This window comes from Pigmentiphaga litoralis (assembly GCF_048632615.1).
Classification (GTDB): Bacteria; Pseudomonadota; Gammaproteobacteria; order Burkholderiales; family Burkholderiaceae_B; genus Pigmentiphaga; species Pigmentiphaga litoralis_B.
Genome location: NZ_CP184479.1, coordinates 3,242,824 through 3,266,057, shown reverse-complemented (window position 1 = coordinate 3,266,057; position 23,234 = coordinate 3,242,824). Strand labels below are relative to the sequence as shown.

The 23,234-nt window shown below is 64.5% G+C and carries 27 protein-coding genes; 7 read left to right on the top strand and 20 right to left on the bottom strand.

Translation table 11 applies throughout. The annotated features are described in order from the left end of the window. Positions 1-2: 2 nt before the first annotated feature. The 3 genes from ACNANG_RS14870 (at position 3) to ACNANG_RS14860 (ending at position 2,887) form a co-directional block, all read left to right on the top strand. Positions 3-476, top strand: coding sequence for a murein hydrolase activator EnvC family protein (locus ACNANG_RS14870; RefSeq protein ID WP_420223627.1), 474 nt, complete (start codon positions 3-5; stop codon positions 474-476). A gap of 133 nt (positions 477-609) precedes the next feature. Next, the gene (locus ACNANG_RS14865) at positions 610-2,127 is read left to right on the top strand and encodes a S41 family peptidase (RefSeq protein WP_420223626.1); all 1,518 of its coding nucleotides are present in this window, start codon (positions 610-612) and stop codon (positions 2,125-2,127) included. Between the two features lie 10 nt (positions 2,128-2,137). Continuing rightward, complete coding sequence (locus ACNANG_RS14860; RefSeq protein ID WP_420223625.1) at positions 2,138-2,887, top strand: HesA/MoeB/ThiF family protein; 750 nt, start codon at positions 2,138-2,140, stop codon at positions 2,885-2,887. A gap of 105 nt (positions 2,888-2,992) precedes the next feature. Here ACNANG_RS14860 and slmA read toward each other — a convergent pair whose 3' ends face one another. The 3 genes from slmA to argB form a co-directional block, all read right to left on the bottom strand. After that, a complete protein-coding gene (gene slmA, locus ACNANG_RS14855; RefSeq protein WP_420223624.1) occupies positions 2,993-3,574 on the bottom strand; it encodes a nucleoid occlusion factor SlmA in 582 nt (193 codons plus the stop codon). Positions 3,575-3,643: 69 nt separating this feature from the next. After that, positions 3,644-4,459, bottom strand: a complete 816-nt coding sequence (locus ACNANG_RS14850) for a pyrimidine 5'-nucleotidase (protein ID WP_420223623.1) — start codon at positions 4,457-4,459, stop codon at positions 3,644-3,646. Further along, positions 4,459-5,394: an acetylglutamate kinase gene (gene argB, locus ACNANG_RS14845; protein ID WP_420223622.1), complete on the bottom strand. Its 936-nt coding sequence runs from the start codon at positions 5,392-5,394 to the stop codon at positions 4,459-4,461. The genes ACNANG_RS14850 and argB overlap by 1 nt, the downstream gene beginning before the upstream one ends. Positions 5,395-5,835: 441 nt before the next feature. Here argB and ACNANG_RS14840 point away from each other — a divergent pair, with 441 nt between their 5' ends. From ACNANG_RS14840 to ACNANG_RS14830, 3 genes are all read left to right on the top strand, one after another. Next, the gene (locus ACNANG_RS14840; RefSeq protein ID WP_420223621.1) at positions 5,836-8,412 is read left to right on the top strand and encodes a heavy metal translocating P-type ATPase; all 2,577 of its coding nucleotides are present in this window, start codon (positions 5,836-5,838) and stop codon (positions 8,410-8,412) included. 1 nt (position 8,413) lies between these two features. Then, positions 8,414-8,848, top strand: coding sequence for a Cu(I)-responsive transcriptional regulator (gene cueR, locus ACNANG_RS14835; protein WP_420223620.1), 435 nt, complete (start codon positions 8,414-8,416; stop codon positions 8,846-8,848). 105 nt (positions 8,849-8,953) lie between these two features. Beyond that, on the top strand, positions 8,954-9,241 hold the full coding sequence (locus ACNANG_RS14830) for a copper-binding protein (RefSeq protein WP_179583783.1): 288 nt from the start codon (positions 8,954-8,956) through the stop codon (positions 9,239-9,241). Positions 9,242-9,327: 86 nt separating this feature from the next. On the opposite strand, the gene ACNANG_RS14825 is transcribed toward ACNANG_RS14830, so the two are convergent. The 9 genes from ACNANG_RS14825 to ACNANG_RS14785 form a co-directional block, all read right to left on the bottom strand. Continuing rightward, positions 9,328-10,371, bottom strand: a complete 1,044-nt coding sequence (locus ACNANG_RS14825; RefSeq protein WP_420223619.1) for an asparaginase — start codon at positions 10,369-10,371, stop codon at positions 9,328-9,330. After that, the gene (locus tag ACNANG_RS14820; protein WP_420223618.1) at positions 10,368-10,820 is read right to left on the bottom strand and encodes a non-heme iron oxygenase ferredoxin subunit; all 453 of its coding nucleotides are present in this window, start codon (positions 10,818-10,820) and stop codon (positions 10,368-10,370) included. Before ACNANG_RS14820 ends, ACNANG_RS14825 begins: the two co-directional genes overlap by 4 nt. Positions 10,821-10,825: 5 nt before the next feature. Continuing rightward, a complete protein-coding gene (locus tag ACNANG_RS14815) occupies positions 10,826-11,764 on the bottom strand; it encodes a dihydroorotate dehydrogenase (protein ID WP_420223617.1) in 939 nt (312 codons plus the stop codon). Continuing rightward, positions 11,758-12,558 (bottom strand): dihydroorotate dehydrogenase electron transfer subunit, encoded by an 801-nt coding sequence (locus ACNANG_RS14810; RefSeq protein ID WP_420223616.1) that lies wholly within the window; start codon positions 12,556-12,558, stop codon positions 11,758-11,760. Before ACNANG_RS14810 ends, ACNANG_RS14815 begins: the two co-directional genes overlap by 7 nt. 82 nt (positions 12,559-12,640) lie before the next feature. After that, positions 12,641-13,243 carry a nuclear transport factor 2 family protein gene (locus tag ACNANG_RS14805; protein WP_420223615.1) on the bottom strand — a complete coding sequence of 201 codons (603 nt, stop codon included), beginning with the start codon at positions 13,241-13,243 and terminating at the stop codon, positions 12,641-12,643. Next, positions 13,240-13,764 (bottom strand): hypothetical protein, encoded by a 525-nt coding sequence (locus tag ACNANG_RS14800; protein WP_420223614.1) that lies wholly within the window; start codon positions 13,762-13,764, stop codon positions 13,240-13,242. The genes ACNANG_RS14805 and ACNANG_RS14800 overlap by 4 nt, the downstream gene beginning before the upstream one ends. Beyond that, complete coding sequence (locus ACNANG_RS14795; RefSeq protein WP_420223613.1) at positions 13,761-14,177, bottom strand: cupin domain-containing protein; 417 nt, start codon at positions 14,175-14,177, stop codon at positions 13,761-13,763. Before ACNANG_RS14795 ends, ACNANG_RS14800 begins: the two co-directional genes overlap by 4 nt. A gap of 17 nt (positions 14,178-14,194) precedes the next feature. Beyond that, on the bottom strand, positions 14,195-14,542 hold the full coding sequence (locus tag ACNANG_RS14790; RefSeq protein WP_420223612.1) for a hypothetical protein: 348 nt from the start codon (positions 14,540-14,542) through the stop codon (positions 14,195-14,197). Between the two features lie 12 nt (positions 14,543-14,554). Next, positions 14,555-15,829, bottom strand: coding sequence for an aromatic ring-hydroxylating oxygenase subunit alpha (locus ACNANG_RS14785; RefSeq protein ID WP_420223611.1), 1,275 nt, complete (start codon positions 15,827-15,829; stop codon positions 14,555-14,557). Between the two features lie 263 nt (positions 15,830-16,092). Here ACNANG_RS14785 and ACNANG_RS14780 point away from each other — a divergent pair, with 263 nt between their 5' ends. Continuing rightward, positions 16,093-16,677 (top strand): TetR/AcrR family transcriptional regulator, encoded by a 585-nt coding sequence (locus ACNANG_RS14780; protein ID WP_420223610.1) that lies wholly within the window; start codon positions 16,093-16,095, stop codon positions 16,675-16,677. Positions 16,678-16,708: 31 nt separating this feature from the next. Here ACNANG_RS14780 and hslU read toward each other — a convergent pair whose 3' ends face one another. From hslU to ACNANG_RS14740, 8 genes are all read right to left on the bottom strand, one after another. Next, a complete protein-coding gene (hslU, locus tag ACNANG_RS14775) occupies positions 16,709-18,025 on the bottom strand; it encodes an ATP-dependent protease ATPase subunit HslU (protein ID WP_420227549.1) in 1,317 nt (438 codons plus the stop codon). 2 nt (positions 18,026-18,027) lie between these two features. Further along, positions 18,028-18,564 (bottom strand): ATP-dependent protease subunit HslV, encoded by a 537-nt coding sequence (hslV, locus tag ACNANG_RS14770; protein ID WP_420227548.1) that lies wholly within the window; start codon positions 18,562-18,564, stop codon positions 18,028-18,030. Between the two features lie 119 nt (positions 18,565-18,683). Further along, entirely contained in the window at positions 18,684-19,073 is a 390-nt protein-coding gene (locus tag ACNANG_RS14765) for a type II toxin-antitoxin system VapC family toxin (protein WP_420223609.1), read from the bottom strand. Beyond that, positions 19,073-19,285, bottom strand: a complete 213-nt coding sequence (locus ACNANG_RS14760) for an AbrB/MazE/SpoVT family DNA-binding domain-containing protein (RefSeq protein WP_420223608.1) — start codon at positions 19,283-19,285, stop codon at positions 19,073-19,075. The genes ACNANG_RS14765 and ACNANG_RS14760 overlap by 1 nt, the downstream gene beginning before the upstream one ends. A gap of 202 nt (positions 19,286-19,487) precedes the next feature. Next, on the bottom strand, positions 19,488-19,865 hold the full coding sequence (gene dksA / locus ACNANG_RS14755) for an RNA polymerase-binding protein DksA (RefSeq protein WP_257022530.1): 378 nt from the start codon (positions 19,863-19,865) through the stop codon (positions 19,488-19,490). A gap of 154 nt (positions 19,866-20,019) precedes the next feature. Beyond that, positions 20,020-21,171, bottom strand: coding sequence for a CobW family GTP-binding protein (locus ACNANG_RS14750; RefSeq protein ID WP_420223607.1), 1,152 nt, complete (start codon positions 21,169-21,171; stop codon positions 20,020-20,022). 3 nt (positions 21,172-21,174) lie between these two features. Next, complete coding sequence (locus tag ACNANG_RS14745) at positions 21,175-21,615, bottom strand: Fur family transcriptional regulator (protein ID WP_420223606.1); 441 nt, start codon at positions 21,613-21,615, stop codon at positions 21,175-21,177. 423 nt (positions 21,616-22,038) lie between these two features. Then, the gene (locus tag ACNANG_RS14740; RefSeq protein ID WP_420223605.1) at positions 22,039-23,232 is read right to left on the bottom strand and encodes a class I SAM-dependent rRNA methyltransferase; all 1,194 of its coding nucleotides are present in this window, start codon (positions 23,230-23,232) and stop codon (positions 22,039-22,041) included. Positions 23,233-23,234: the final 2 nt, after the last annotated feature.

Below are 23,234 nucleotides of genomic sequence, written 5' to 3'. Positions count from 1 at the left end.
CCGTGCGCCCGCCGCCCCCGCCGCCGCCCGACACGGCGGTGGCCCGCAACGACGACGTGCCCGATGCATCGTTGTCCGGCCAGTTCGAAAAGCTGCGCGGCCGTCTGCGGCTGCCGGTCCGCGGCGACGTGGTCGGCCGCTTCGGGTCACCGCGTGGCGAAGGCGGCAGCTGGCGCGGCGTGTTCATTCGCGCCGGAGAAGGCACCACCGTGCATGCCGTCGCGGCCGGCAAGGTCGTGTTCGCGGACTGGCTGCGGGGATTCGGCAATCTGGTGATCGTGGACCACGGCAGCCAGTATTTGTCGATTTATGGTAACAACCAATCCATCCTTAAACATGTCGGCGACAGCATCTCGAGCGGCGACGTGATCGCCAATGTTGGCGCCACCGGGGGGCAGTCGGAATCGGGCCTATACTTTGAACTCCGTTTCCGCGGCGCCCCGTTCGATCCACTCAAATGGACCGCATTGCGTTAACGCGCAAGAACCGGATAATCCTGTCATCAGCGCGGCGCATCGCCGTATCCATCAATTTCACACTCCAACCGAACCCGCAGGCCCGTCGGATGTCCAACCGTGGATCATTCCGATCGTAGCCCCGGAGGAATACATGGGCAGCAAAAGTAAAGTTCGCAGTATTGGCCTGGTCAGCGTGGGCGTCGTGGCAGGTGTCCTGGTCAGCGTTGGCCTGACAGCCGTCGCCCAGCGCGACACGCGTGGCCCGCTGCCCCTCGAAGAACTCCGCCAGTTCTCCAGCGTATTCGCCACGATCAAGAGCAGCTACGTCGAACCCGTCGACGACAAGAAGCTGATCGACGGCGCGATCGCCGGCATGCTGTCCGACCTGGATCCGCACTCGGCCTATCTGGACGCCGATGCCTATCGCGAAATGCAAAGCACGACGCAGGGCGAATTCGGTGGCCTGGGGATCGAAGTGGGTACCGAAGACGGCTTCGTCAAAGTCATTTCTCCGATCGAAGACACCCCGGCTGCACGCGCCGGCGTGAAGGCGGGCGACCTGATCATCAAGATCGACGACAAGTCCACCAAGGGTCTGCTGCTGAACGACGCCGTCAAGCTGATGCGCGGCAAACCCAAGACCCCGATCGTGCTGACGTTGGTGCGCAAGGGCGCCGACGTGCCGCTGGTCGTGAAGATCGAGCGCGACGTGATCAAGGTGCAAAGCGTTCGCAGCAAGACCCTGGACAACGGCGTGGGCTACGTTCGGGTGTCGCAGTTCCAGGAACAGACCGGCGCCGACCTGATCACGCATCTGGATCGCCTGGGCAAGAACGGCGCGCCCAAGGGCCTCGTGCTGGACCTGCGCAACGACCCGGGTGGCCTGCTCCATAGCGCCATTGGTGTCGCAGGCGCCTTCCTGCCGCCGGGCTCGGTGATCGTGACGACCGACGGCCGCACGCCTGACTCCAAGCGCAAGTACGAATCGGTGCCGGCAGACTATCTGCGCAGCAGCGACGACTACATGAAGCGCCTGCCGCCTTGGGCCAAGACCGTGCCGATGGTCGTCCTGGTCAACGCCGGGTCGGCGTCCGCGTCGGAAATCGTGGCCGGCGCCCTGCAGGACACGGACCGCGCCAAGGTGCTGGGTACCCAGACGTTCGGCAAGGGCTCGGTGCAGGTGATCCTGCCGATCTCCCGCGAATCGGCCATCAAGCTGACGACGTCGCGTTACTACACCCCCAAGGGCCGTTCGATCCAGGCCAAGGGCATCGTCCCGGATCTCGCCGTGACCGAAACGCCCGACGGCGACCTGTTCGAGCGTCCCCGTGAAGCCGACCTGGCCAAACACCTGATCAACGACAAGGATCCGGAAGAGAAGAAGTCGGCCGTCCTGGACCCCGAAAAGCTTGCGGAACAGCGCAAGGCTGCGCTCAAGCCGATCGAGTTCGGCGGCGCCGACGACTTCCAGCTTCAGCAGGCGCTGAACCAGCTGGCCGGCCGTCCGGTGCAGGTGGCCAAGGCGGAAGATGTTGCCAAGGCTGCCGCGCAGCAGGCGGCGTCCAAGGCCGAAGAAGAAAAGGGCACCAAGCCGAACCGTCCGTCCGACGGTGACAAGGCCGACAAGCCTGTCGACGTGATCAAGCCGACTCCCGCGCCGGCGAAGTGAACGCGGCCAAGTGAACGACGACCAGCTGTTGCGGTATTCGCGTCATGTCCTGCTCGATGAACTCGGGATCGAAGGACAGGCGCGGATCATCGCGTCGCGGGTCCTGATCATCGGCGCGGGCGGTCTGGGATCGCCCGCTGCCTATTATCTGGCTTCAGCCGGGGTTGGCACGCTCGTGCTGGCCGACGACGACACCGTCGACCTGACCAACCTGCAACGACAGATCCTTCACACCACCGACCGGATCGGCCAGCCCAAGGCCGACTCGGGCCGGCGCACGCTCAATGCCATCAATCCCGAAGTGGAAGTGATCGCCTTGACGGTGCGGCTGGCGGGCGACGCGCTCGATGCCGAGGTGGCCAAGGCCGACGTCGTGCTCGATTGTTCCGATAATTTCGCCACCCGCCACGCGATCAATCGCGCATGCGTCAAGCATGGCACGCCCCTGGTGTCCGGCGCGGCCATCCGGTTCGACGGGCAGGTCAGTACGTTCGATCTGCGGGACGCCAAGGCGCCCTGCTATCACTGCCTGTTTCCGGACGGCGACGATGTTCAGGAAGAACGCTGCGCCACGATGGGTGTGTTCTCGCCCCTGGTGGGCATCGTGGGGGCCATGCAGGCGGCAGAAGCGATCAAGCTGGTCGCCGGTGTGGGGAAAAGCCTGTCGGGCCGGCTGCTGATGCTGGAAGCACTTGGCATGGAATGGCACAGCGTGCGGGTGGCTCGGGATCCGGGCTGCGCGGTCTGCTCGGACCGCTGACGGTCCGATTACGCCACGGGCCGTTCGCTTTTGCCGCGGGCCGTTTTGATTACGCCGCGGGCCGTTTCATCAAACCGTTGCCCACGGCTTGCCCCACTCGCCACGTCACGCCCGCAGCATCAGCACCATTTGTGAATCCAGGAATTCGGTGGGAGACTTCTTCCACCCGGTCTTGGCATATCGCTGCCACCGCCCCAGGATGAAATGCAGGATCAGACTGGCGCGCGCGTGGATGTCGTCGGCCGGCGGCAGCTCGCCCAGCGACAGCGCGTTGCGCAGCCCCTGCCGCAACGACGCCTCGATCCGGTCCACGAACTGGTTCATGCGTTCCTGCAGCCGTTCATCTTCGATCACCAACGCATCGCCTGCCAGCACGCGGGTCAGGCCTTTGTTGCGTTCGGCGAAGGACAGCAGCAACGAGATGACCTTGCGGCTTTGCGCGATGCCGCTGGCTTCGCTGTCGGCGATCTGGTTGATCAGGCCGAAGATGGACGTTTCGATGAATTCGATCAGCCCTTCGAACATCTGGGCCTTGCTGGCGAAGTGGCGATACAGCGCCGCTTCGGACACCTGAAGCCGGGCCGCCAGGGCCGCGGTGGTAATACGCTCGCCTTTGGGGTGCTCGAGCATCTCTGCAAGCATTTGAAGGATCTGGGTCTTTCTTTCGCCTGACTTGATGGCCGCCATAAAGCGCTGGATCCGTGTAAAGAAGGAATCTTCGTCGCTGCCCCGGGCGGCCCTTACCCGGGGGCAGGACTACGCACGGCGAAGCAGGCGACGCTGTAACAACAAGTGACTGACCGAGTTTACTTGAAGGTCAATAAACGTTGGCCGGCCACGGTGGGTCTTGGCAAACGGGGTCTGGGGGTGCCTGACATACACCGTACGCATGCCGACCTGACGCGCGCCCCGTAGGTTGGCGGCAGTGTCTTCGACAAGCACGGCGCGGTGGGCGCTGACCCCTTCATGCGCCAGCACGTGGCGCATCAGGGCAGGTGACGGCTTGACCTTGAAGTCCCCATGAAAGCGCATGTCTTCGACGGCCCAGAGGCTGTCGAAGCAACGCAGGATACCCAGATGCGAAAGGATTGTCCGTGCGTAATTATGCGGAGCGTTCGTCAGCAGGACCTTGCGGCCCGGCAGCTTGTCCAGGCGATTGCGTAGGTCTTTGTCGGCACGAACCAGCGGACGGATATCGAAGTTATGACTGCGATGCAGGAAGTCCGCCGACGACACGCCATGGTGGCGCACCATCCCGATCAGGGTGGCCCCGTAGCGCTGCCAATACTTCTTGCGCAGCGCGTGGGCTTCTTCTTCCGATACGTTCAGCGTTTCGCGCACTGCGGCCGTCATCGACAGATCGATGTGCGAAAAGATGGCGTGCGACGCGTCGTGCAGCGTGTTGTCCAGGTCAAAGAACCAGACCAGCTCTTTGGCCTTGCCGGGCGACAGCACCCGGCGGCTGGCGCGCACCCGGCCCAACGGGCGTTTGACCTGCCGCCGGAAATCGCCCAGGGCAGGCACGCCGGTGGCGCGCGCCGCCGCGTCGCTGACGACGAGGTGATCGGCCATCAGTGCGACCGGATCATCGTGCCGACGCCCTGCGCGGTCAGGATTTCGAGCAACAGCACGTGTTCAACGCGCCCATCGACGATGTGCACCGAGTTGACGCCGCTCTTGGCGGCTTCCAGCGCCGACGAGATCTTGGGCAACATGCCGCCGGAAATGGTGCCGTCGGCAAACAGTTCATCGATCTTGTTCGCGGTCAGGCCGGTCAGCAAATTGCCGTTCTTGTCCAGCACGCCCGGTGTATTGGTCATCATGACCAGCTTTTCGGCGCGCAGGACCTCGGCGATCTTGCCAGCCACGACGTCGGCGTTGATGTTGTAGGCCAAGCCGTCTTCACCGAAACCGATGGGCGAGATGACCGGAATGAACTGGTCGTCCTGCAAGGCCTTGACCACCGACGGGTCGATCGACGAGATGTCGCCGACGAAACCCAGGTCCAGGAAGGCGCCCGGATTGTTCTTGTCGGGCATGCGCAACTTGTTGGCGCGGATCAGGCCGCCGTCCTTGCCGGTCAGGCCCACGGCCTTGCCGCCGAACTCGTTGATCATCATCACGATGTCCTGCTGGACTTCGCCGCCCAACACCCATTCCACGACTTCCATGGTCTCGGCATCGGTCACGCGCATGCCCTGGACGAAGGTGCCCTGCTTGCCGACGCGCTTCAGGGCGCTGTCGATCTGCGGGCCGCCGCCGTGCACCACGATCGGATTGATGCCGACCAGTTTGAGCAGAACGACGTCATGCGCGAAGCTGCGCTGCAGGCGCTCTTCGGTCATGGCGTTGCCGCCGTATTTGACGACGATCGTCTTGCCGTGGAAACGGCGGATGTAGGGCAGCGCCTCGGCCAGCACCTCGGCCTTGATGCGCGGCGTCAGCGTCGTAACCAGCGGACCGGCCTTCTCGGCGTACGAGGAATCTGCTTGCGTGAAATCTGTCATGGAGGCGCCTGAATGAAAGTGTCGAGCGACGAAAAACCCGATTGTAGCCACTGCGGCGTGACACGAATGTACGCAAGGGTGACCTGCGCTTGTCCACACGCCATCCCCAGGCTTGTCCACTCCGTTGTTCACCGGTTTTCCCGCGCTGTCCACCGGCTGTCCACCGCCTGCCCACAGCTTGCCCACAGGCTTGTGCACAGGGGTCGCGGCGGGCGGCGACCCGGAGGGAACCGGCAAGGGCCGGGTGACCGGACCCTGAGGCTGGGGCTGGGGCTGGGGCTGGGGCTGGGGCTGGGCTAAGGCTGAGGCCGGGGCTGGGGCTAAGGCTGGGGCTTGACCTTGACATCATGGTAGGCTTGAAAGTCAGGTCATTGCCCGGATCAATGGGGCCGTTGCGACGGCGTTTCCTTGTACTCCGGGCCTACCTTACGGAGTGTTGCCATGGATGCCGCCACCTTTCACGCCACGCACCGCCTGTCGGTCGGGGGAATGACCTGCGCGTCGTGCGTGGGACGGGTCGAACGTGCCTTGCGCAAGCTGCCGGGCGTGCACGACGTGTCCGTCAATCTGGCGACCGAACAGGCGCATGTCGACGCGCCTGGCGTCCAGATGGAAGCGCTGACCGCAGCCATCGAAAAGGCGGGCTACGAAGCGCGCGCGCTGGCCGATGACACCCGGGCGCCTTCCAGCAAGCTGCCCGACGCCTGGCCGGTGGTGATCGCCGCGATGCTGACGGCGCCGCTGATCCTGCCCATGTTCGGCATGGTGGCTGGCCGCGACTGGATGCTGCCTGGCTGGCTGCAATGGTTGCTGGCCACGCCGGTGCAATTCTGGCTGGGTGCCCGCTTCTACCGGGCGGGCGCCAAGGCGGCGCTGGCCGGCACCGGCAACATGGACCTGCTGGTCGCGTTGGGGACCTCGGCGGCATATGGCCTGTCGGTCTGGCAACTGCTCCAGCATGGCGGCGACCACATGCCCCATCTGTACTTCGAGGCGTCCGCCGCGGTGATCACGCTGGTGCTGCTGGGCAAATGGCTCGAAACCCGCGCGCGCCGCCAGACCACCGAAGCCCTGCGCGCCCTGCAGGCGCTGCGGCCCGATACCGCGTGGGTGCGGCGCGCCGAGGGCGGAAGCCCTGTCGAGGTCGAGATCCCGATCGATCACGTGCGGGTAAGCGACCTGGTGCTGGTCAAGCCCGGCGCGCGCATTCCGGTCGACGGCGAGGTCGAAGAAGGCCGCAGCTATGCCGATGAATCGATGCTGACAGGGGAAAGCCGGCCCGTGGAAAAGAGCGTGGGCGACCGCGTGACGGGCGGGTCCATCAACGGCGACGGACTGCTGGCGGTGCGCACGCGCGCCATTGGCAGCCAGACCACGCTGGCGCGCATCGTGCGCCTGGTGGAAGACGCGCAGGCCACCAAGGCGCCGCTGCAGCGCCTGGCGGATCGTGTCAGCGCCATCTTCGTGCCCATCGTGCTGCTGATCGCCCTGGTGACACTGCTGGGCTGGGGCCTGACCACGCACGACTGGCCGCAGGCGCTGCTCAACGCCGTGGCCGTGCTGGTGATTGCCTGCCCGTGCGCGCTCGGCCTGGCGACACCCGCGGCGATTATGGCCGGGACCGGGGTGGCTGCGCGCCACGGGATTCTGATCAAGGACGGCCAGGCGCTCGAAACCGCGCACCGGGTCGATTGCGTGACGTTCGACAAGACCGGCACACTGACGGCCGGGCATCCGACGCTGACGCTGATCCGGGTAGCGGACGGGCGACAGGCGACGCAAGCGGGCGTCACCCTGGGCGCGCAGGCGCCAGTGGGGGCCGAGCAAAGCGCCACCACGGGCGGCGCCCTGGGCGCACACGCCGCAGCGGGCGCCACGCATGACGCCGCCACGGCCGGCCTTCTGCGTCTGGCTGCGGCCCTGCAACGCGGCAGCGAGCACCCGCTGGCCAAGGCGGTGCTTGAAGCGCACAAGGCGCGGGGTGGCGACGCGCCGGCCAGCCATCAGACCCAGGCCCTGCCGGGCAAGGGTCTTCGGGGCGAGGTCGATGGCCACACCGTCTGGCTCGGCAGTGGCGCATTGATGCGCGAACTTGGCGTGACGACAGACAGCCTGAAAGTGTCGGCACGGGAAGCCGAGGCAGCCGGGTTCACGGTGTCCTGGCTCGCGTCGCAAGAAACCGCCTCGAGTTCGGCAGCGTCGGCGGGCGAAGCCGCGACCTTGACGGGCGGAGCCGCGACCTTGACGGGCGAAGCCGCGACCTTGACGGGCGAAGCCGCGACCTTGACGGGCGAAGCCGCGACCTTGACAAGCGAAGCCGCGACTTTGACACGCGACGGCGCTTCTGCAAACGACGCTGCACCAAACGTGAACACCCGCACCCCCACCCTGCTCGGCCTGCTGGCCTTTGGCGACACGATCCGCCCCGAATCCGCCGCGGCGGTGGCGGAACTGCATCGGCTGGGCGTGCAGGTGGTGCTGCTGACAGGCGACAACGCGGGCAGTGCCGCCGCGGTCGCTGACGCATTGAACATCGACCACGTGGAAAGCCAGATGCTGCCCGCCGACAAGGTGGCCGCCGTGGCGCGGCTGCGCGCCGAAGGACGCCGCGTTGCGATGGTCGGAGACGGCATCAACGATGCGCCCGCGTTGGCGACCGCCGATGTCGGCATTGCGATGGCCAGCGGGTCCGACGTGGCCATGCAGACGGCGGGCATCACCTTGATGCGCAATGACCCGGGGCTGGTCGCCGATGCCATTGCGATCTCGCGCCGCACGACGCGCAAGATCCATCAGAACCTGTTCTGGGCCTTTGCCTACAACGTGGTCGGCATCCCCCTGGCGGCGCTGGGATGGCTGAATCCTGTGCTGGCCGGCACCGCCATGGCGCTGAGCAGTGTGTGCGTGGTCAGCAATGCCGTGCTGCTGCGGCGCTGGTCACCCGCGCCGCGACGGGCGCCCGCGGCCGCCCCCGCCGCATCCAGGGTCGTCAGCACGGCCCTTGCCAAGGAGGCATGACATGGCGGTGGAACCTGCACGCGTCCAGCACCTGAACGCGCTCAATATTGGCGATGCGTCAAAAGCGTCGGGCGTGTCGGCCAAAATGATCCGGCATTACGAGTCGATCGGGCTGATCCCGGCCGCGCGGCGTACCGACGCCGGCTACCGCCTGTACACGGACGACGACATCCACACGCTCCAGTTCATCCGCAATGCGCGAGACCTGGGTTTCTCGATTGCGCAGATCGATACCCTGCTGCAACTGTGGCAGGATCGCGGCCGGCCGAGCGCCGATGTGAAGGCGCTGGCGATGGGGCACATCCGGGAACTGGACGACAAGATCCATGCGCTGCAGGCCATGCGCGACACGCTGGAAAATCTGGCTTCGCACTGCCATGGGGATCATCGGCCGGATTGCCCGATTCTTGCGGGACTGGCGGATCGGCGGCATTGATGGGCAGCGGCCCATACGGGCCCTTACACCTCGTCATACCCATGCAGGTGCGGCCTGCGTTCGCCTGCTAGCATGTGCATTGCACCATCGTCTCAAGGAGACCGCATGAAACGAACGTTGACCGTTATTGCCGCAGCCGCCGCGTTGCTGGCGACCAGCCTCGTCATGGCCGCATCGGCCAACACCAGTGGCGAAGTGCGTCGTATCGACGCCGCCGCCGGCAAGATCACCATCAAGCACGGCGCGATTTCCAATCTGGACTTGCCCGCGATGACCTTGGTTTTTCACGTGGCTGACCCGGCCATGCTGCAGAACGTGAAGCCGGGCGACAAGGTCCGCTTTGCCGCCGACAAGATCAACGGCCAGTACACGATCACCGCGCTCGAACGCTGATCGTCAGGCGCGCCTGGCGCGCGAAGGGTCTGCGACACTCTCGCGGCATGCGCGTGGCTGCCGGGGCGCGGCGGGGCTACCCGCCATCAATACGCAAGCAGCATCTGCTGCACGACGTCGGGATCGCCGGTCCGCGTCAGCGCCAGCATCAACACGATGCGCAGTTTTTGCGGCGACAGGTCACCGCCCGCCAGGATGCCGTCAACGGACAGAAATCGTTGCATCGGCACGGTGCCGCGCGCTGCGCGGGTCGACTGCACCACGATCACGCCGCGGGCCACGGCATCGACCAGGGCGGCCCGTTCGCCATTGGCGGGACGGCCGGGCGGCAGCCCCGCGCTAATGATGCCGCGCGTGCCGGCGGCCACCAGCGCATCGATCACAATGCGGTCGGCGCCCGCATAGGACAGCACGACGTCCACGCGGGGCAGCGATGCCACGCCTGCCAGATCCGTGATCGGCAGCCTGCCGGCGGGCCGCACCGGTAGGCGCCGCAGCGCCACCTGCCCTTGCGCATCGATGCGTGCAAGCGGACCGAAGCCCGGCGCTTCGAAGGCGGCCAGCTCGAAACTGGATACCTTGGTGGCGTCTCGCGCGGGCAGCACGACGTTGTCCATGACCACCAGTACCCCCAGGCCCCGCAACGCCGGCGCGCATGCCGCGGCCAATGCGGCGCGCAGGTTCACGCAGGCGTCCGACCCTTCGGTGTTGGCGGGCCGCTGCGCGCCGGTCACGATGACGGGAATGTCCAGCGCCAGGGTCAGGTCCAGGAACCAGGCCGTCTCTTCCAGTGTGGCGGTGCCGTGCGTAATGACGATTCCGTCGAGCGACGGGTCCTGAGCCATGGTTGAAGTGATCAACAATGACAGCGCGAGCCAGTCCGCCGGGACGATGCCCGTGCTGCCCAGCGCGCGAAATCCGATCGGGACGATGTCGATGTGCGGCGCAAGTTCGCCCATCGTTGTCAGCAGGTGATCGATGCCCAGAATCACGCCGCTTTCGCTGTACTCGACCCAGTCGAAGCGGTGGCGGGCCTGCATTGCAAAGGTGCCGCCGGTACCGATGACGGCGATACGCGGGCGTCGAGACGTGATTGCGGCCTTGCCTGCCTCGCTGGCCTCGCCGATCACCCTTCCACCTTCACATACACCCCGCCCTGATAAAAACGTACCGGGTGCGTGCGCACCGGACGCGTGACCGGCGAGCACATCGGCTTGCCCGACCGCACGTCGAACACGCCGCCATGAAGCGGACACTCCACTTCGAAGCCGTCCAGTTCGCCGTCGGTCAGCATGGCGTGACCATGGGTGCACAGGTCGTCAATGGCATAGACCGCGTCGTCGACCAAAAACAAGCCGACCTTGACGCCGTTGACCGTGGCCTGCATGCAGGGCGCATCCGCAAAGCAGTCATCGCGCGGACCGACGCGGTGCCAGCCCGCGCCGGGTGGGCTGTCGCCATCGGAACCGTCTGCAACCGGGGCGTCCAGTATGCTGCCGCGACTCGTGTCGTGGTCAGTCCCCAGACCCGCGCTGCCCCCGCGATCCTTGTCATGATCACTGCCAGCGTCTGAAAGCATCGCACTCATAAGGTCGCCCTCCGTTCCAGCATCACAGGTTCGAACATTTGCATTGCGCCAATCAGATCGCGAATGCGCGAGATACCCCGGCGCTGGCAGAAGGCTTCCAGGTCGTTGATGATGCGCGGCATGGCGTTCGGGCTGATAAAGCTGGCTGTGCCAATCTGCACCGCGCTGCAACCAGCCAGCATGTATTCCAGCGCATCATTCGCGTCCGCAATGCCGCCACAGCCGATCACCGGAATCGACACGGCCTGCGCGCACTGGTAAGCCATCCGCAGAATGATGGGCTTGGTCGCGCGGCCGGTAATGCCGCCCATCAGGTTGGCAACCTTGGGGCGGAAGGTGTCGACGTCGATCGCCATGGCCAGCATCGCGTTGGCCGCCACCAGGGCATCGGCGCCGCCCCGTTCGGCGGCCCGCGCCACGGCGGCCATGTTGCCCGCGTTGGGCGTCAGCTTGGCCCACACCGGCACCTGGGTGGCGGCCTTCATGGCGCGCACCACCTGCTCGGTCGCATCGGCGTCCATGCCAAACGCCTGCCCGTCTTTTTTTATGTTGGGACACGACACATTGGCTTCGATCGCCATCACGCCGGGCACGGAAATACGCGCGGCCAGGTCCGCGAACCCTTCGATCGTATCGGCCGAAATGCTGGCGATCAGGGGTGGGACATAGCCGCGGTAGAACGGCACCAGTTCATTCACGTAATGGTCCGCGCCCTTGCTTGGGATGCCAATTGAAAACAGCGTGGCGTCGCGGAACTCGGCAATGCGCGGCGGGGGATTGCCTTCGCGCACATCGTGCGTGATGGTCTTGCTGACGATGGCCCCCAGCAAATTCAGGTCGATCACCTTGGCCATGCCTTCGCCAAAAGTGCCTGATCCCGGCATGACGGGATTGGCCAGCGTCATGCCGCCGATCGATACGCTCATGTCTACCACGATACGGTCTCCTGCAGATCGAACACCGGGCCGTCCCAGCACACGCGCTTGTAGGTCAGCACGGTGGCGCCGGGCGCCTTGCGAAAGGCCTTGACGCAGCCATAGCACATGCCCAGCGCGCATCCCATGTGCTGTTCCAGGGCAACCTGCCCGGGAACGTCCAGGTCGTCACTCAGCCGCTGCAACAACAGCAGCAGGCGGTTCGATCCGCAGGTCGTCAGCAGGTCGAAGGGCTGCCGTGCATGCAGGTCGCGGATCAGGCTTTCCACATGCACGATGTCGCTCGTCTGTTCATCGTCCGTCACGGCATGGACTTGCGCGCCGACCTCGCGCAGATAGGCTTCCGACATGACCAGGGCCGGGCTGCGCGCACTCAACACGGCGGTCACGGCGGCGCCTTGCCGGATCGCGTATTCGGCCAGCGGCGCCAGCGTGGCAAGACCCACGCCCCGCGCCAGCAGCAGCACATGGCCGCAGCCCGCCGGCAGGTCGAAGCCCACGCCAACCGGACCCACGGCATCCAGGCCGTCGCCGGGATTCAGGAAGGCCAGCCCACGGGTGCCCGCGCCCTGCACCTTGTACAAAAACTCCACATGGCCCTGTGCCGGGTCGACCCGATACAGACTCATGGGGCGGCGCAGGTAGGGGCTGTCCACGCCGCTGGGCGGGCAGGCCAGATGAAAGAACTGCCCGGGCCGCGCCGTCAGTGCGATCGGTGGCGCCTTGAGCACCAGGTGTTTGTATTCGGGATTGACCCAGTCGTTCGACAGCACGGTGCACAGGTTCTCGGCCACCGTGAACTCGGGGGCCGGACGGCCGGAAAGGAGCCGGTCGGAAGGCGCTACGGCGGTGCCGCCAACGACGTGCAGGGGGGACTCAACATGATGGCGGACTCTCCAGTGTCATGGGCGACGCGGACCTGCGGCTGGCCAGCGCGGCCAGGGTCGCCGCCAGCGGTGCGGGACCCCGTCCGGCCGGCAGCATGTGCAGTTGTTCGAATCGCATCCGGCTGTGCAGCCAGGCGCCATCGGCTTGCCGGGCATAGGATTCATGCGTGACGGCAGCGAGCAGCACGGCTTCGCGGGTGTCATCGGCCATCGCGATCTGCCACAGGCGCCACGTGCCGCTGGCCGTGTCGCCCGCTACGTCGATGACCGGGCTGCCGTAATAGTGCACGGCAAAGCACCAGGGGGACTGCTGGAACCAGTCGAACAGGGCGTCCCGTCCGACACGGTTCGCGCCGAATCCTTCACCGGCTTCCCATACCGCGTCGTCGGTAAAACATTGCGCCTGTTCCCAGGCGACCTTGCGCATCGTGCCGGCGTCGACCCGCGCGTAATCCGCCGTGTACTTCGCGTCGGCCAGTGCGCCGTAACGGGCTTTCAGCGCCTGGATGGCCGCCAGGGATTCCAGGCGGTCCAGACGGTCGACCAGCGATGGCAAGTCGTCCGTGGCAGCGCGGCGCGGCGTAGACATCATGATGGCGACGCCGCGGTGGACGGGGTGGACCGGTCCGTCGTCGGCCCAGCAGGAATGGCAACCGCTGCGTCGACCGCTACTGCCGCGTCTTCCGGCACGCCGGGTTCGCGTACGAGCACGCGGTACAGCACGCCGCGCGCGGACGTGCAACGCCATGCGCGGGCTTCGAATTCGGGAATGACAATGGCTTCGCCGCGCGCCAGGTCATAGCTTTCACCGGCCGCATCCACATGGAACTGCCCTTCAAGCACGGCAGCGACTTCTTCGCCCACGGCATCGGCACCGGCGCTGACCGTCTCGCCTTCGGCGAACACGCGGATGGCCACATCGAAAGCCTTGCCGGTCGCGTCAAACTGCTGGCCGGTAGCGTTTGCAGCACGCCACTTCGCGCCCGCGTCGACACGCAGGCAGTGTGCGGGGCCGGACGAAGCCGCCTGGCTGGGCACGACATCGGCAGGGGTCCCACTGACGGCGGCGCCATCTCCCGCCACGCCACCATGGGCCGACATGGTCATCGTCATGACTGTGCCTCCCGATCCTTGAGCGGGTAATACGGCGTCGTATCTTCCGGCCCATATTCCTTGCGCGCCGGCGTCACGACATTCAGCCGCAGGCTGATGCCTGCCGGCTCGAAGCGATTGCCGCCATAGTGCATCACGTCGCCCGGAATGATCAGCGCATCGCCCTCGTCCATCACGAATTCCAGATCGTCCGGCGCGCCCAATCCTTCAAACACGGAACAGCCGCCGCTGACCTGCAACGACGCTTCTTCACCATGCGCGTGCGCCTTGGCGGGCAGATCGCGCCCAGCCTCTTCCATGAACTTCACGACCGCGACACTGATGTGCTTGCCGAACAGGTGCTTCATGTACAAGCCGCCGGGCACCACTTCCTTGAGGTTGTCATCGATACCGAACACTCTGCATTTGGCCATGGGAAAGGTTCCTGGAATCAGATGGAAGGACGGAGCGCGAAGCTTTCGTTCGCAATGAATCGGCGCGGATCGTAGCCATCGATGACAGCCGGCTGCTTGTAGAACTCCACCGCGGGGCCCACTTCGGCAAGCGACAGCAGCAGGTACATCAGCGGCTTGTCGTCGTCGGGCAAGGCATCGACGGGATGGCGGTCCAGCCACGCAACGATTGCATCAACCTCGGGCAGCATCGCGTCCTTGAACGCCAGAATGTCAGCCATGGTGCTGGTGTTGCGCATCATGTTGCGTTCGGTCTCGGTGGCCAGGCACCAGCGCGTGAACGGCGCCAGGTGGGCAAAGGCATCGGGCAAGATAATGGATGACATCAATGATTCCCTTCAAAGCGCGGCGCCGGCATGGACCAGCCCGTCGACCACCTTGTAGTTGTGGCGGACCAGCAGTTCGTAGTCCTGCAGGATCATGTGTTTCTTGATGCCCGTTTGCGCCGCGGTCTGCGTGCGTTCGAGCGTGCTCAAGTCTTCAAGCAGCACATCACGCAGCGCTACCTTCATGTATTCCAGAAAAAAACGGCCGCCCGCCGTGGGCATGTCCGGGTAATAGACCCGCGCTTCGAGCAGCGTGCGGTTGTGCGAGATCGGGCGGAAGTTGTAGGCCTGGCAATAGTTGGGCCGCAAGGACAGGTAAAACTCGGGAAACACCACGTTGATGTCGAACAGCCAGTTCTCGCTGCCGGTCCAGTTCATGCCCTTGGGCAGGGTGTCGAGCCGGAATTCGTGGGTTGCGCTACCCATCCCGGCGCGCAATGCGGCGGCGGCAATCGGGCGGGTCGCGGCCGATTCCGCCAGGGCTTCGCGCGCGGCTTCCCCACCCGACGTCACCGCCTTGGGGTTGCCATACACCGACTTCGGATTGCCCGCCAAAGACAGCCGGCGATGGAATTCGCCACACAGCGCATCCAGCGGACGCATCGCGCCGCCATCGCTTTTGTCGATGGCATCGGCAATCGAATGGCCGTGCACATAGGCGACGTGATAGGCCTCCTGGAAGGCGTCGAGGGCAAGCTTCCAGTTGCAGTTGACCTCGGTCGTCCACGAAAAGCCGGTGGTCAATTTGTCGAAGGGATAGCCTTCGATGTCGCCGTACATGGGCTTCATGAAGTCGGCGAGCGACAGCTCGGGCTTGGGATCCATGTTGACGAAGATGAAGCCTTGCCACACCTCGCACGCCACCCGCGACAGGCCGTAGTCGACCTTGTCGAGATCAAAGAAACAGCCCTCTTCCGGCACGCCGGTCAGCCTTCCGTCCAGGTCGTAGGCCCAGCCATGGAACTTGCAAAAGAACTTGCGCGCCTTGCCGCAGGGTTCGTACACCACCTGGTTCATGCGGTGGGCGCAGACGTTATGCATGGCCCGGATGACGCCCTGCTTGTTGCGCACCACGATGATCGACGTATCGCAGGCCGCCAGATCCTTCACAAAGTAGTCGCCAACCCCGGGGATCTCTTCGACGCGCCCGACGTGCAGCCACGTCTTCTTGAAGATCTTTTCCTTTTCCTGCGCGAAGTAGGCTGGAGAAATATAGGGTTCGACCGGCACCGGGCCGGTACCCAGTTCAGGGTAACGATCATGCAGTCTTGCGGTCGTCGGGCTCATGCCTGTCCCCAAGCTTCAATAATGAACGTCATTCTGTATTACGCGAAACGCGCATGTCAACGGAATTTGCGCAACGTCCGCCCAATCCGGAGCGCGCCCCGTCGATCATGAGTTGGCGATTTCATAAAAGAATGGCACTATTTATTGACGCATGCGAAGACGATGCAGCGGCGCCACAGCGCCACGCTGTCGACGTGAGGGAGGACGCGGGCTGTTCTACACTGCCGGCATTCGGACCACCCTTACAACAGCAAAGAGACACCGTGCCGCAAGTCAAGAAACAAGGGATGCGGGAAGCCATCGTGGAAGCTGCCTTCCACCTCTTCTCGCAAAAAGGCTACACCACGACGACCATGGCGGAGATCGCCCGGGCCGCCAACATGACCGTGGCCAACCTGTATGTGTATTTCGATTCCAAGCTGATGATCCTGTACGAGATCTACCGCCCCTGGTTGGGCGGACAGCTCGATACCCTGCGGCAGGCCGTGCGGCGGTCGCGCTCGCCGCGCAGCAAGCTCAAGCGTATCTTCATGGGGATATGGGACGACATTCCCAGGGCGGAACATTCGTTTGCAAACGCGCTGATCGAGGCCCTGGCCTCGGCGCCGCAGAACATGGGCAAGCCCACCGATCTGCTTGCAACCGTCGAAAGCTTCCTGACCGAGATGATCCTGGAAAGCCTGCCGCCCGAGCGTCAGGCGCTGGCCAGGGACGGCCTGCTGGCGCACGTGATCTGGATGGCGTTCGACGGGTTCGTGATCAATCAACGCATCGGCGACGTGCGAAACATCTCCGCAGTCGCCGATCTGATGACGGATCTGCTGCTGGGCGAAGCACCGGCCCGTTGAGCAAAGCCGGCATGTTGGCGCGCCAGCAGTCTTAAAGCACGTAGCGGGCCAGATCCTGCTGCGCCACGGCTTCCTGCAGGCGCTCCACCACGTAGGGCGCATCGATCCGGATCACGTCACCCGACTTCTTGGTAGCGTCGAACGACAGGTCTTCCAGCAGCTTTTCCATGACGGTGTACAGGCGGCGGGCGCCGATATTCTCGGTCTTTTCGTTGACCGCGAACGCCAGTTCGGCCAGTTTTTCCATGCCGTCGGGCGTAAATTCCAGCGTCACGTCTTCGGTGCCCAGCAGCGCCGTGTACTGCTTGATCAGCGACGCATCGGTGTCCGACAGGATGTGCACGAAGTCCTGGGCCGACAGCGAATCCAGTTCGACCCGGATCGGAAAGCGTCCCTGCAGTTCCGGAATCAGGTCGGACGGCCGCGACAGGTGGAACGCGCCCGACGCGATGAACAGGATGTGATCGGTGTTGACCATGCCGTACTTGGTCTTGACCGACGTGCCTTCCACCAGCGGCAGCAGGTCACGCTGCACGCCCTGGCGAGACACGTCCGACCCGCTGGTTTCCTGGCGCGTGGCGATCTTGTCGATCTCGTCCAGGAACACGATGCCGTTCTGCTCGACCGCGGCGATCGCCTTGGTGCGCAGCTCTTCTTCGTTCACACGCTTGCCGGCCTCTTCTTCGACCAGCAGCTTGAAGGCTTCCTTCACACGCATCTTGCGCGGCTTTTTCTTGTCCTGCGCCATGCCGGCGAACATGCCGCGAATCTGCTCGGTCATGTCTTCCATGCCCGGCGGAGACATGATCTCCATCTGCGGGGCCGCCTGCGCGACGTTGATTTCGATCTCGAGGTCGTCGATCTGGCCTTCGCGCAAACGCTTGCGGAAGGTCTGGCGCGCGGCATTGTCTTCACGGATCGGGTTGCCCGATGCGTCGCGCGGCGGCGTCACCAGCACGTCCAGGATGCGGTCTTCGGCCGCATCTTCGGCTTGCGTGCGTACGCCACGCATTTCGTTTTCGCGCACCAGTTTCACGGCCACTTCGGCCAGGTCGCGGATAATCGTTTCGACGTCGCGGCCCACATAACCCACTTCGGTGAACTTGGTCGCTTCGACCTTGACGAAGGGCGCGTCGGCCAGCTTGGCCAGGCGGCGGGCGATCTCGGTCTTGCCCACGCCCGTCGGGCCGATCATCAGAATGTTCTTGGGATGGATCTCGTGACGCAGGGGCTCGGGCACCTGCTGGCGGCGCCAGCGGTTGCGCAGCGCGACCGCGACCGACCGTTTGGCCTTGTTCTGGCCAACAATGAACTTGTCGAGTTCGGAAACGATTTCACTAGGGGTCATGTTCATCCCAACACCTCGATCGTGTGGTGTTGATTGGTATAGATGCACAGGTCGCCGGCAATGGTCAGCGCCTTCTTCACCACCTCTTCAGGCGGCAGGTCGGTGTTCTGCTGCAGCGCCAGCGCCGCCGAATGGGCATATGAACCGCCCGATCCGATCGCGGCGAGGCCATGTTCGGGTTCGAGCACGTCGCCGTTGCCGGTCAGCACCAGCGTGGTGGTCGCGTCGGCCACGATCAGCATGGCTTCCAGCTTGCGCAGCACCCGGTCCGTGCGCCAGTCGCGCGTCAGTTCGACGGCGGCGCGCAGCAGATGACCCTGGTGTTTTTCCAGCTTGGCCTCGAACCGTTCGATCAGGGTGAAGGCGTCGGCGGTCGCGCCCGCGAAGCCCGCCAGGACGGAATCCTTGTACAGGCGGCGCACCTTCCGGGCCGTGCCCTTCATGACGATGTTGCCGAGGGTGACCTGGCCGTCGCCGCCGATGGCGACGCGGTTGCCACGACGAACGCTGACGATCGTCGTGCCGTGAAATTGTTCGATGTCTTTTTCCATGTCGGGACAGATGGGGACAGCCCGCGGACCAGGCAAGACCCCGGAACGATAAATGGACGAAAAAATCCCTGCGTAGTTGGCCGGCCCGATACAACGGTCGCCCGCCCTCAAGCAACCTTAGGATGGAACGCGACGTAAGGCAGGCCCTTGAAGTGGGCGTCGCAGGTCAGCAGTTCGGCTCGCTGATGGCGCGCGGTTGCATACACAATGGCGTCAGCGGTTGCGAGCTTGTGGTCGCGGTGAAGGTCCGCAGCCAGCACCGCGATCGAGGTGTCCAACGGGATGACAACACATTTCTGCGTGTAGGCGATGACCCGATCAGCCTGATCTTCACCCAGCTCACGATTCAACCACTTGGACAGTTCCAGCTGCACGATGGTCGGCACGATGCAATGCTGCTTGTCCGGAAAGTGTTTGCCCAACTTCTTCCCTAGAGGGCTAGCGGTCAACCATTCAATCCAGGCAGAGGTATCGACCACCTGTAACGCAAGCGCCATCAGTAGCGGTCCTTGCGGTCGCGGGTGTCGTCGGTTCGCGCGCCCTTGGCAATGCCCGCCAATTGATCAAATGTAGGAACGGGCATCACCAACACCCCGGCGCCCTTGGGGATGAACACGAATTCCTGCCCGGCTTCCCAATGTTGCTCGTCGCGTACGGCTTTGGGAATGGAGATTTGGAACTTGCTGGACAACGTAGCGGTGGCCGCCATTTCGTACCCCTGAAGCATCGATCGCAATGTAGTAAGAATACCGCTGTTCCGTCAAGATAGCAGTCTTCGGCTTCGCGCGCACCACCTGGCCAGTACGAAAAAATCCCTGCATCGTTGGCCGGCACTATGCTCGGGCGGCCTGACACAAGGATTCATGGACAGCGTGATACACCGCCGGCGTGGGCCGGCGGTTCAGGCGGGGTCAGTCGCCGTACAGCTTCTGGCGAAGTTCGCGGCGCTGCTGCGCTTCGAGCGACAGCGTGGCGGTCGGACGGGCCAGCAGACGCGGCACCCCGATCGGCTCGCCGGTCTCTTCGCACCAGCCATAGTCGCCACCGTCGATGCGCTGGAGCGCCTGCTGCACTTTCTTGAGCAGCTTGCGTTCGCGATCCCGCGTGCGCAGCTCCAACGCGTGTTCTTCCTCGATCGTGGCGCGATCGGCGGGATCGGGCACGAAGGGGGTTTCGCGCAGATGCTCGGTGGTTTCACCGGCGTTCTGAAGCAGTTCGCGTTCGATTTCCTGCAGACGGGCCTTGAAGAAGGCGAGCTGCACGTCGTTCATGTACTCGGCTTCTGGCATGGCCAACAGCGCTTGTTCCGAGATCACGGCCGTGGCCGGTTTGGTAATCACGCTTTCCAACGCGTCCTCCTGAGTGACTTCTTGGGTTTTTGGTGCCGCTTTCGTTACCATCGCATGCCCCGCGCTTCGAGTGCCTATGTGGCGTTGAGCGGGCTCAAGCAGCCAGACACTGCTCCAGCCCGTGCATGAAGACGTCCTTCGGCAGGTTGCGGCCGATGAACACCATCTTGCTGGAGCGCTTCTCGTTCGGACCCCAGGCCCGACCGACATCCGCGCCCATCAGCATGTGCACGCCCTGGAACAGCATGCGACGGTTGACGCCGTCCATATACAGAATTCCCTTGTACCGCAATAAATCCGTTCCGTACACCTGCACAATGCCCCCCAGAAACTCCTCCAAACGCATGGAGTCGAAAGGCTTATCCGACTTGAAAACGAAGGCGCCGATGGCGTCGTCGTGATGGTGATGATGTGCGTGGCCATGTCCGTGATCATGGGTCGGATCCGTGCAGGTCGCGGCATCGTGATCGTCGTGCGCGTGGCCGTGGCCATGGTCGTGCCCGTGATCATGACCGTGGTCGTGGCCATGATCGTGGTCGTGAGATTCGACGGCGTCGGGGTGGGTTTCGGCCAGGAATTCGGGATCGATATCCAGGATGGCGTTCAGGTTGAAGCCGTTGATATCGATGATTTCCTTGAGGTCGACCTCACCAAAATTTACAGGCGTGATCGTTGCGCGTGGGTTGATACGCAACAGTCGCGAGCGCAGCGCCTGATAGTCGCCATCGGTCACCAGGTCGATCTTCGATACCAGCACTCGGTCGGCAAAGCCGACCTGGCTCAGGGCCTCGGGCTGTTCGTCCAGCGTCGTCATGCCGTGCTTTGCATCAACGACCGTGATCACGGCGTCGAGCTTGAAGTACGACGACACGTCGTCGTCCATGAAGAAGGTCTGGCACACCGGGCCGGGATTGGCCATGCCGGTGGTTTCGATGATCACGCGTTCGAAGTTCAGCTTGCCGGCGTAGCGCTTGGCCTTCAGTTCGAGCAGGATGCGGACCAGGTCGCCGCGCACCGTGCAGCAGATGCAGCCGTTGTTCATCTCAACGATTTCTTCGTCGTTGTGCTGGATCAGCAGATCGTTGTCGATCCCTTCCGGTCCGAACTCGTTTTCGATGACGGCGACACGGCGGCCATGGAATTCGGTCAGGATGCGGTTCAGCAACGTGGTCTTACCCGCGCCCAGGAAGCCGGTCAGGATGGTGACCGGGATCTGTGCGGTAGTGCTTTTCTTGGCGGACGACATGAATTAGTGCTCCTTGCGCAATGCGTCTTTACTGCGTCGACGTGGCGGTGAGGCGGCGGCTTCCTTGCCACAGGCAGGGCAAAGGCCTCGCACGACCATCTCCACGTCGCGCCCTTCAAATCCGGCGGGCAGGCGCTGCAATGTCTGCTCGATACCCACCGGGGCGTCGATACAGAACATGCGCCGGCACGCGTCGCACTGGAAATGACCGTGCTGGGCATGGGTATGCGCCTCGCCGTCATGCCCATCGTGCGTCGGGTGATCGTGGTCGGACTGATGCAGCGCGCTGAAACGCCAGACCCGGTCTTCACCGGCGATCCGGTGCGCCAGGCCACATTGCACCAGCCATTCCAATACGCGATATACCGTGACCCGATCGACGGACACCGCCCTGCCGATCCGGTCGAAGACTTCCTGATGCGTGAGGGCGCTGACCGCGTCCAACAGGGTCGCCAGCACCCGCACCCGGGTCGCAGTCACCCGCGCGCCCTGCGTGCGAATCGCTTCGCGAGCTTGTTCCTCCACGCATTCCTCCAGAAGATGGCGGGCGAATAAGGGCGCCGGATTACAGCACGCGCTGTAATGGGGCCGCAAACCCGGACTTACCCCCGATACCGCGAAAAAAGCAGCCGACGGTGTAACACGAATCCGCCCGCGGCAGGCGCTCTATATATGTCCAAGTAAGCCAATTTCAAGCCAGGCCATGGCGCCGGCACTAGCAGAGGCCAGCCAAGGGCACAGCGGATCTGGCTTCGCCAGTCCGCCAGTGCCGCCCCCTGGGGGAGGCGCAAAGCGCCAAGGGGGGCTCTACCCCCCAGTCCGCCAGTGCCGCCCCTGGGGGAGGCGCGCAGCGCCATGGGGGGCTCCTTACACACGTTGCAGGAGAAGGCCCTTCAAGTACTCGCCTTCGGGGTGCGACATCCGCATCGGGTGGTCGATGCCAGCCGCCAGGCGCTCCAGCAGGACGAACTCCATGTGCGAATCGGTAACCGCCCCAGCGACAATCTTTTGAAACAAATCGACCGTGATCGCGCCCGAGCATGAGAACGTCAGCAGATAACCGCCCGGTTTCACCAGACGCATGCCCTTCAGATTGACGTCCTTGTAGGCGCGGGCGGCCTTGTCCACGTGGTGGGCCGAGGGCGCGAACTTTGGCGGGTCCAGCACGACGATGTCGAACTGCTGCCCTTCGGCCGCCAAGGCACGTTGGGCGTCGGCCACCTTGCTCACGCGGCACTCGAACGCCGCGGGATCGATGCCGTTCCGGGCCGCGTTCTGGGCAGCGGCCGCCAGCGCATCGGCCGACGAATCGACCGAAATCGCATGGGCCGCCCCTGCCTTCATGGCCGCCAGCGAAAACCCACCGGTGTACGAAAAACAATTCAGAATGGTGGCCGAAGGGCCGATCTGCGCCGCCAGTTCCGCCACGCGCTTGCGGCTTTCGCGCTGATCCAAATAGAAGCCGGTCTTGTGGCCATGCAGCACGTCAACGCCATACCGCACGCCGTCTTCGACGATCTCGACCGGCGCGGTTGGCGCATCGCCGCGCATCGCGCCCACGCGGGACACCAGCCCTTCCCGCTCGCGCACGGCGGCGTCCGACCGTTCGTACACCCGCGTGCAGCCCGTCGCGGCGACCAGCCCGTCGACCAGGGCTTCCCGCCAGCGCTCGACCCCGGCGGCCAGGAATTGCACCACCAGCTGGCCATCGTAGCGGTCGGCCACGAAGCCCGGCAGGCCGTCGGCTTCGCCGAACACGACGCGGGCGCCGTTGCTGCGTGCCGCCAGCGATCCGCGCCGCGCCACGGCGTCGTGCACACGCTGCGCCATCCAGGCCGCATCGATGGTGTCCTGCTCATTGAAGCTCCAGCAGCGCACGCGGATCTGCGATTCGGGACTGAAGGCGCCCCACGCCAGGAAGCGGCCCTTGTCGTCCACCACCCGCACCGTGTCGCCCGACAACGGGCGGCCCACGGTCTGGGCGATGCCGGTGGCGTACACCCAGGGATGGCGGCGCAGCAGCGACCGTTCTTTGCCGGACTTCAGGACGACTTCACTCATGG

Coding starts and splice junctions, on each gene's coding strand:
- ACNANG_RS14865 (WP_420223626.1), top strand. CDS start 610: ATGGGCAGCAAAAGTAAAGTTCGCAGTATTGGCCTGGTCAGCGTGGGC.
- slmA (WP_420223624.1), bottom strand. CDS start 3,574: ATGGCGGCCATCAAGTCAGGCGAAAGAAAGACCCAGATCCTTCAAATG.
- ACNANG_RS14850 (WP_420223623.1), bottom strand. CDS start 4,459: ATGGCCGATCACCTCGTCGTCAGCGACGCGGCGGCGCGCGCCACCGGC.
- argB (WP_420223622.1), bottom strand. CDS start 5,394: ATGACAGATTTCACGCAAGCAGATTCCTCGTACGCCGAGAAGGCCGGT.
- ACNANG_RS14840 (WP_420223621.1), top strand. CDS start 5,836: ATGGATGCCGCCACCTTTCACGCCACGCACCGCCTGTCGGTCGGGGGA.
- cueR (WP_420223620.1), top strand. CDS start 8,414: ATGGCGGTGGAACCTGCACGCGTCCAGCACCTGAACGCGCTCAATATT.
- ACNANG_RS14830 (WP_179583783.1), top strand. CDS start 8,954: ATGAAACGAACGTTGACCGTTATTGCCGCAGCCGCCGCGTTGCTGGCG.
- ACNANG_RS14820 (WP_420223618.1), bottom strand. CDS start 10,820: ATGCTTTCAGACGCTGGCAGTGATCATGACAAGGATCGCGGGGGCAGC.
- ACNANG_RS14805 (WP_420223615.1), bottom strand. CDS start 13,243: ATGATGTCTACGCCGCGCCGCGCTGCCACGGACGACTTGCCATCGCTG.
- ACNANG_RS14800 (WP_420223614.1), bottom strand. CDS start 13,764: ATGACGATGACCATGTCGGCCCATGGTGGCGTGGCGGGAGATGGCGCC.
- ACNANG_RS14795 (WP_420223613.1), bottom strand. CDS start 14,177: ATGGCCAAATGCAGAGTGTTCGGTATCGATGACAACCTCAAGGAAGTG.
- ACNANG_RS14790 (WP_420223612.1), bottom strand. CDS start 14,542: ATGTCATCCATTATCTTGCCCGATGCCTTTGCCCACCTGGCGCCGTTC.
- ACNANG_RS14785 (WP_420223611.1), bottom strand. CDS start 15,829: ATGAGCCCGACGACCGCAAGACTGCATGATCGTTACCCTGAACTGGGT.
- hslU (WP_420227549.1), bottom strand. CDS start 18,025: ATGACCCCTAGTGAAATCGTTTCCGAACTCGACAAGTTCATTGTTGGC.
- ACNANG_RS14765 (WP_420223609.1), bottom strand. CDS start 19,073: ATGGCGCTTGCGTTACAGGTGGTCGATACCTCTGCCTGGATTGAATGG.
- ACNANG_RS14760 (WP_420223608.1), bottom strand. CDS start 19,285: ATGGCGGCCACCGCTACGTTGTCCAGCAAGTTCCAAATCTCCATTCCC.
- dksA (WP_257022530.1), bottom strand. CDS start 19,865: ATGCCAGAAGCCGAGTACATGAACGACGTGCAGCTCGCCTTCTTCAAG.
- ACNANG_RS14750 (WP_420223607.1), bottom strand. CDS start 21,171: ATGTCGTCCGCCAAGAAAAGCACTACCGCACAGATCCCGGTCACCATC.
- ACNANG_RS14740 (WP_420223605.1), bottom strand. CDS start 23,232: ATGAGTGAAGTCGTCCTGAAGTCCGGCAAAGAACGGTCGCTGCTGCGC.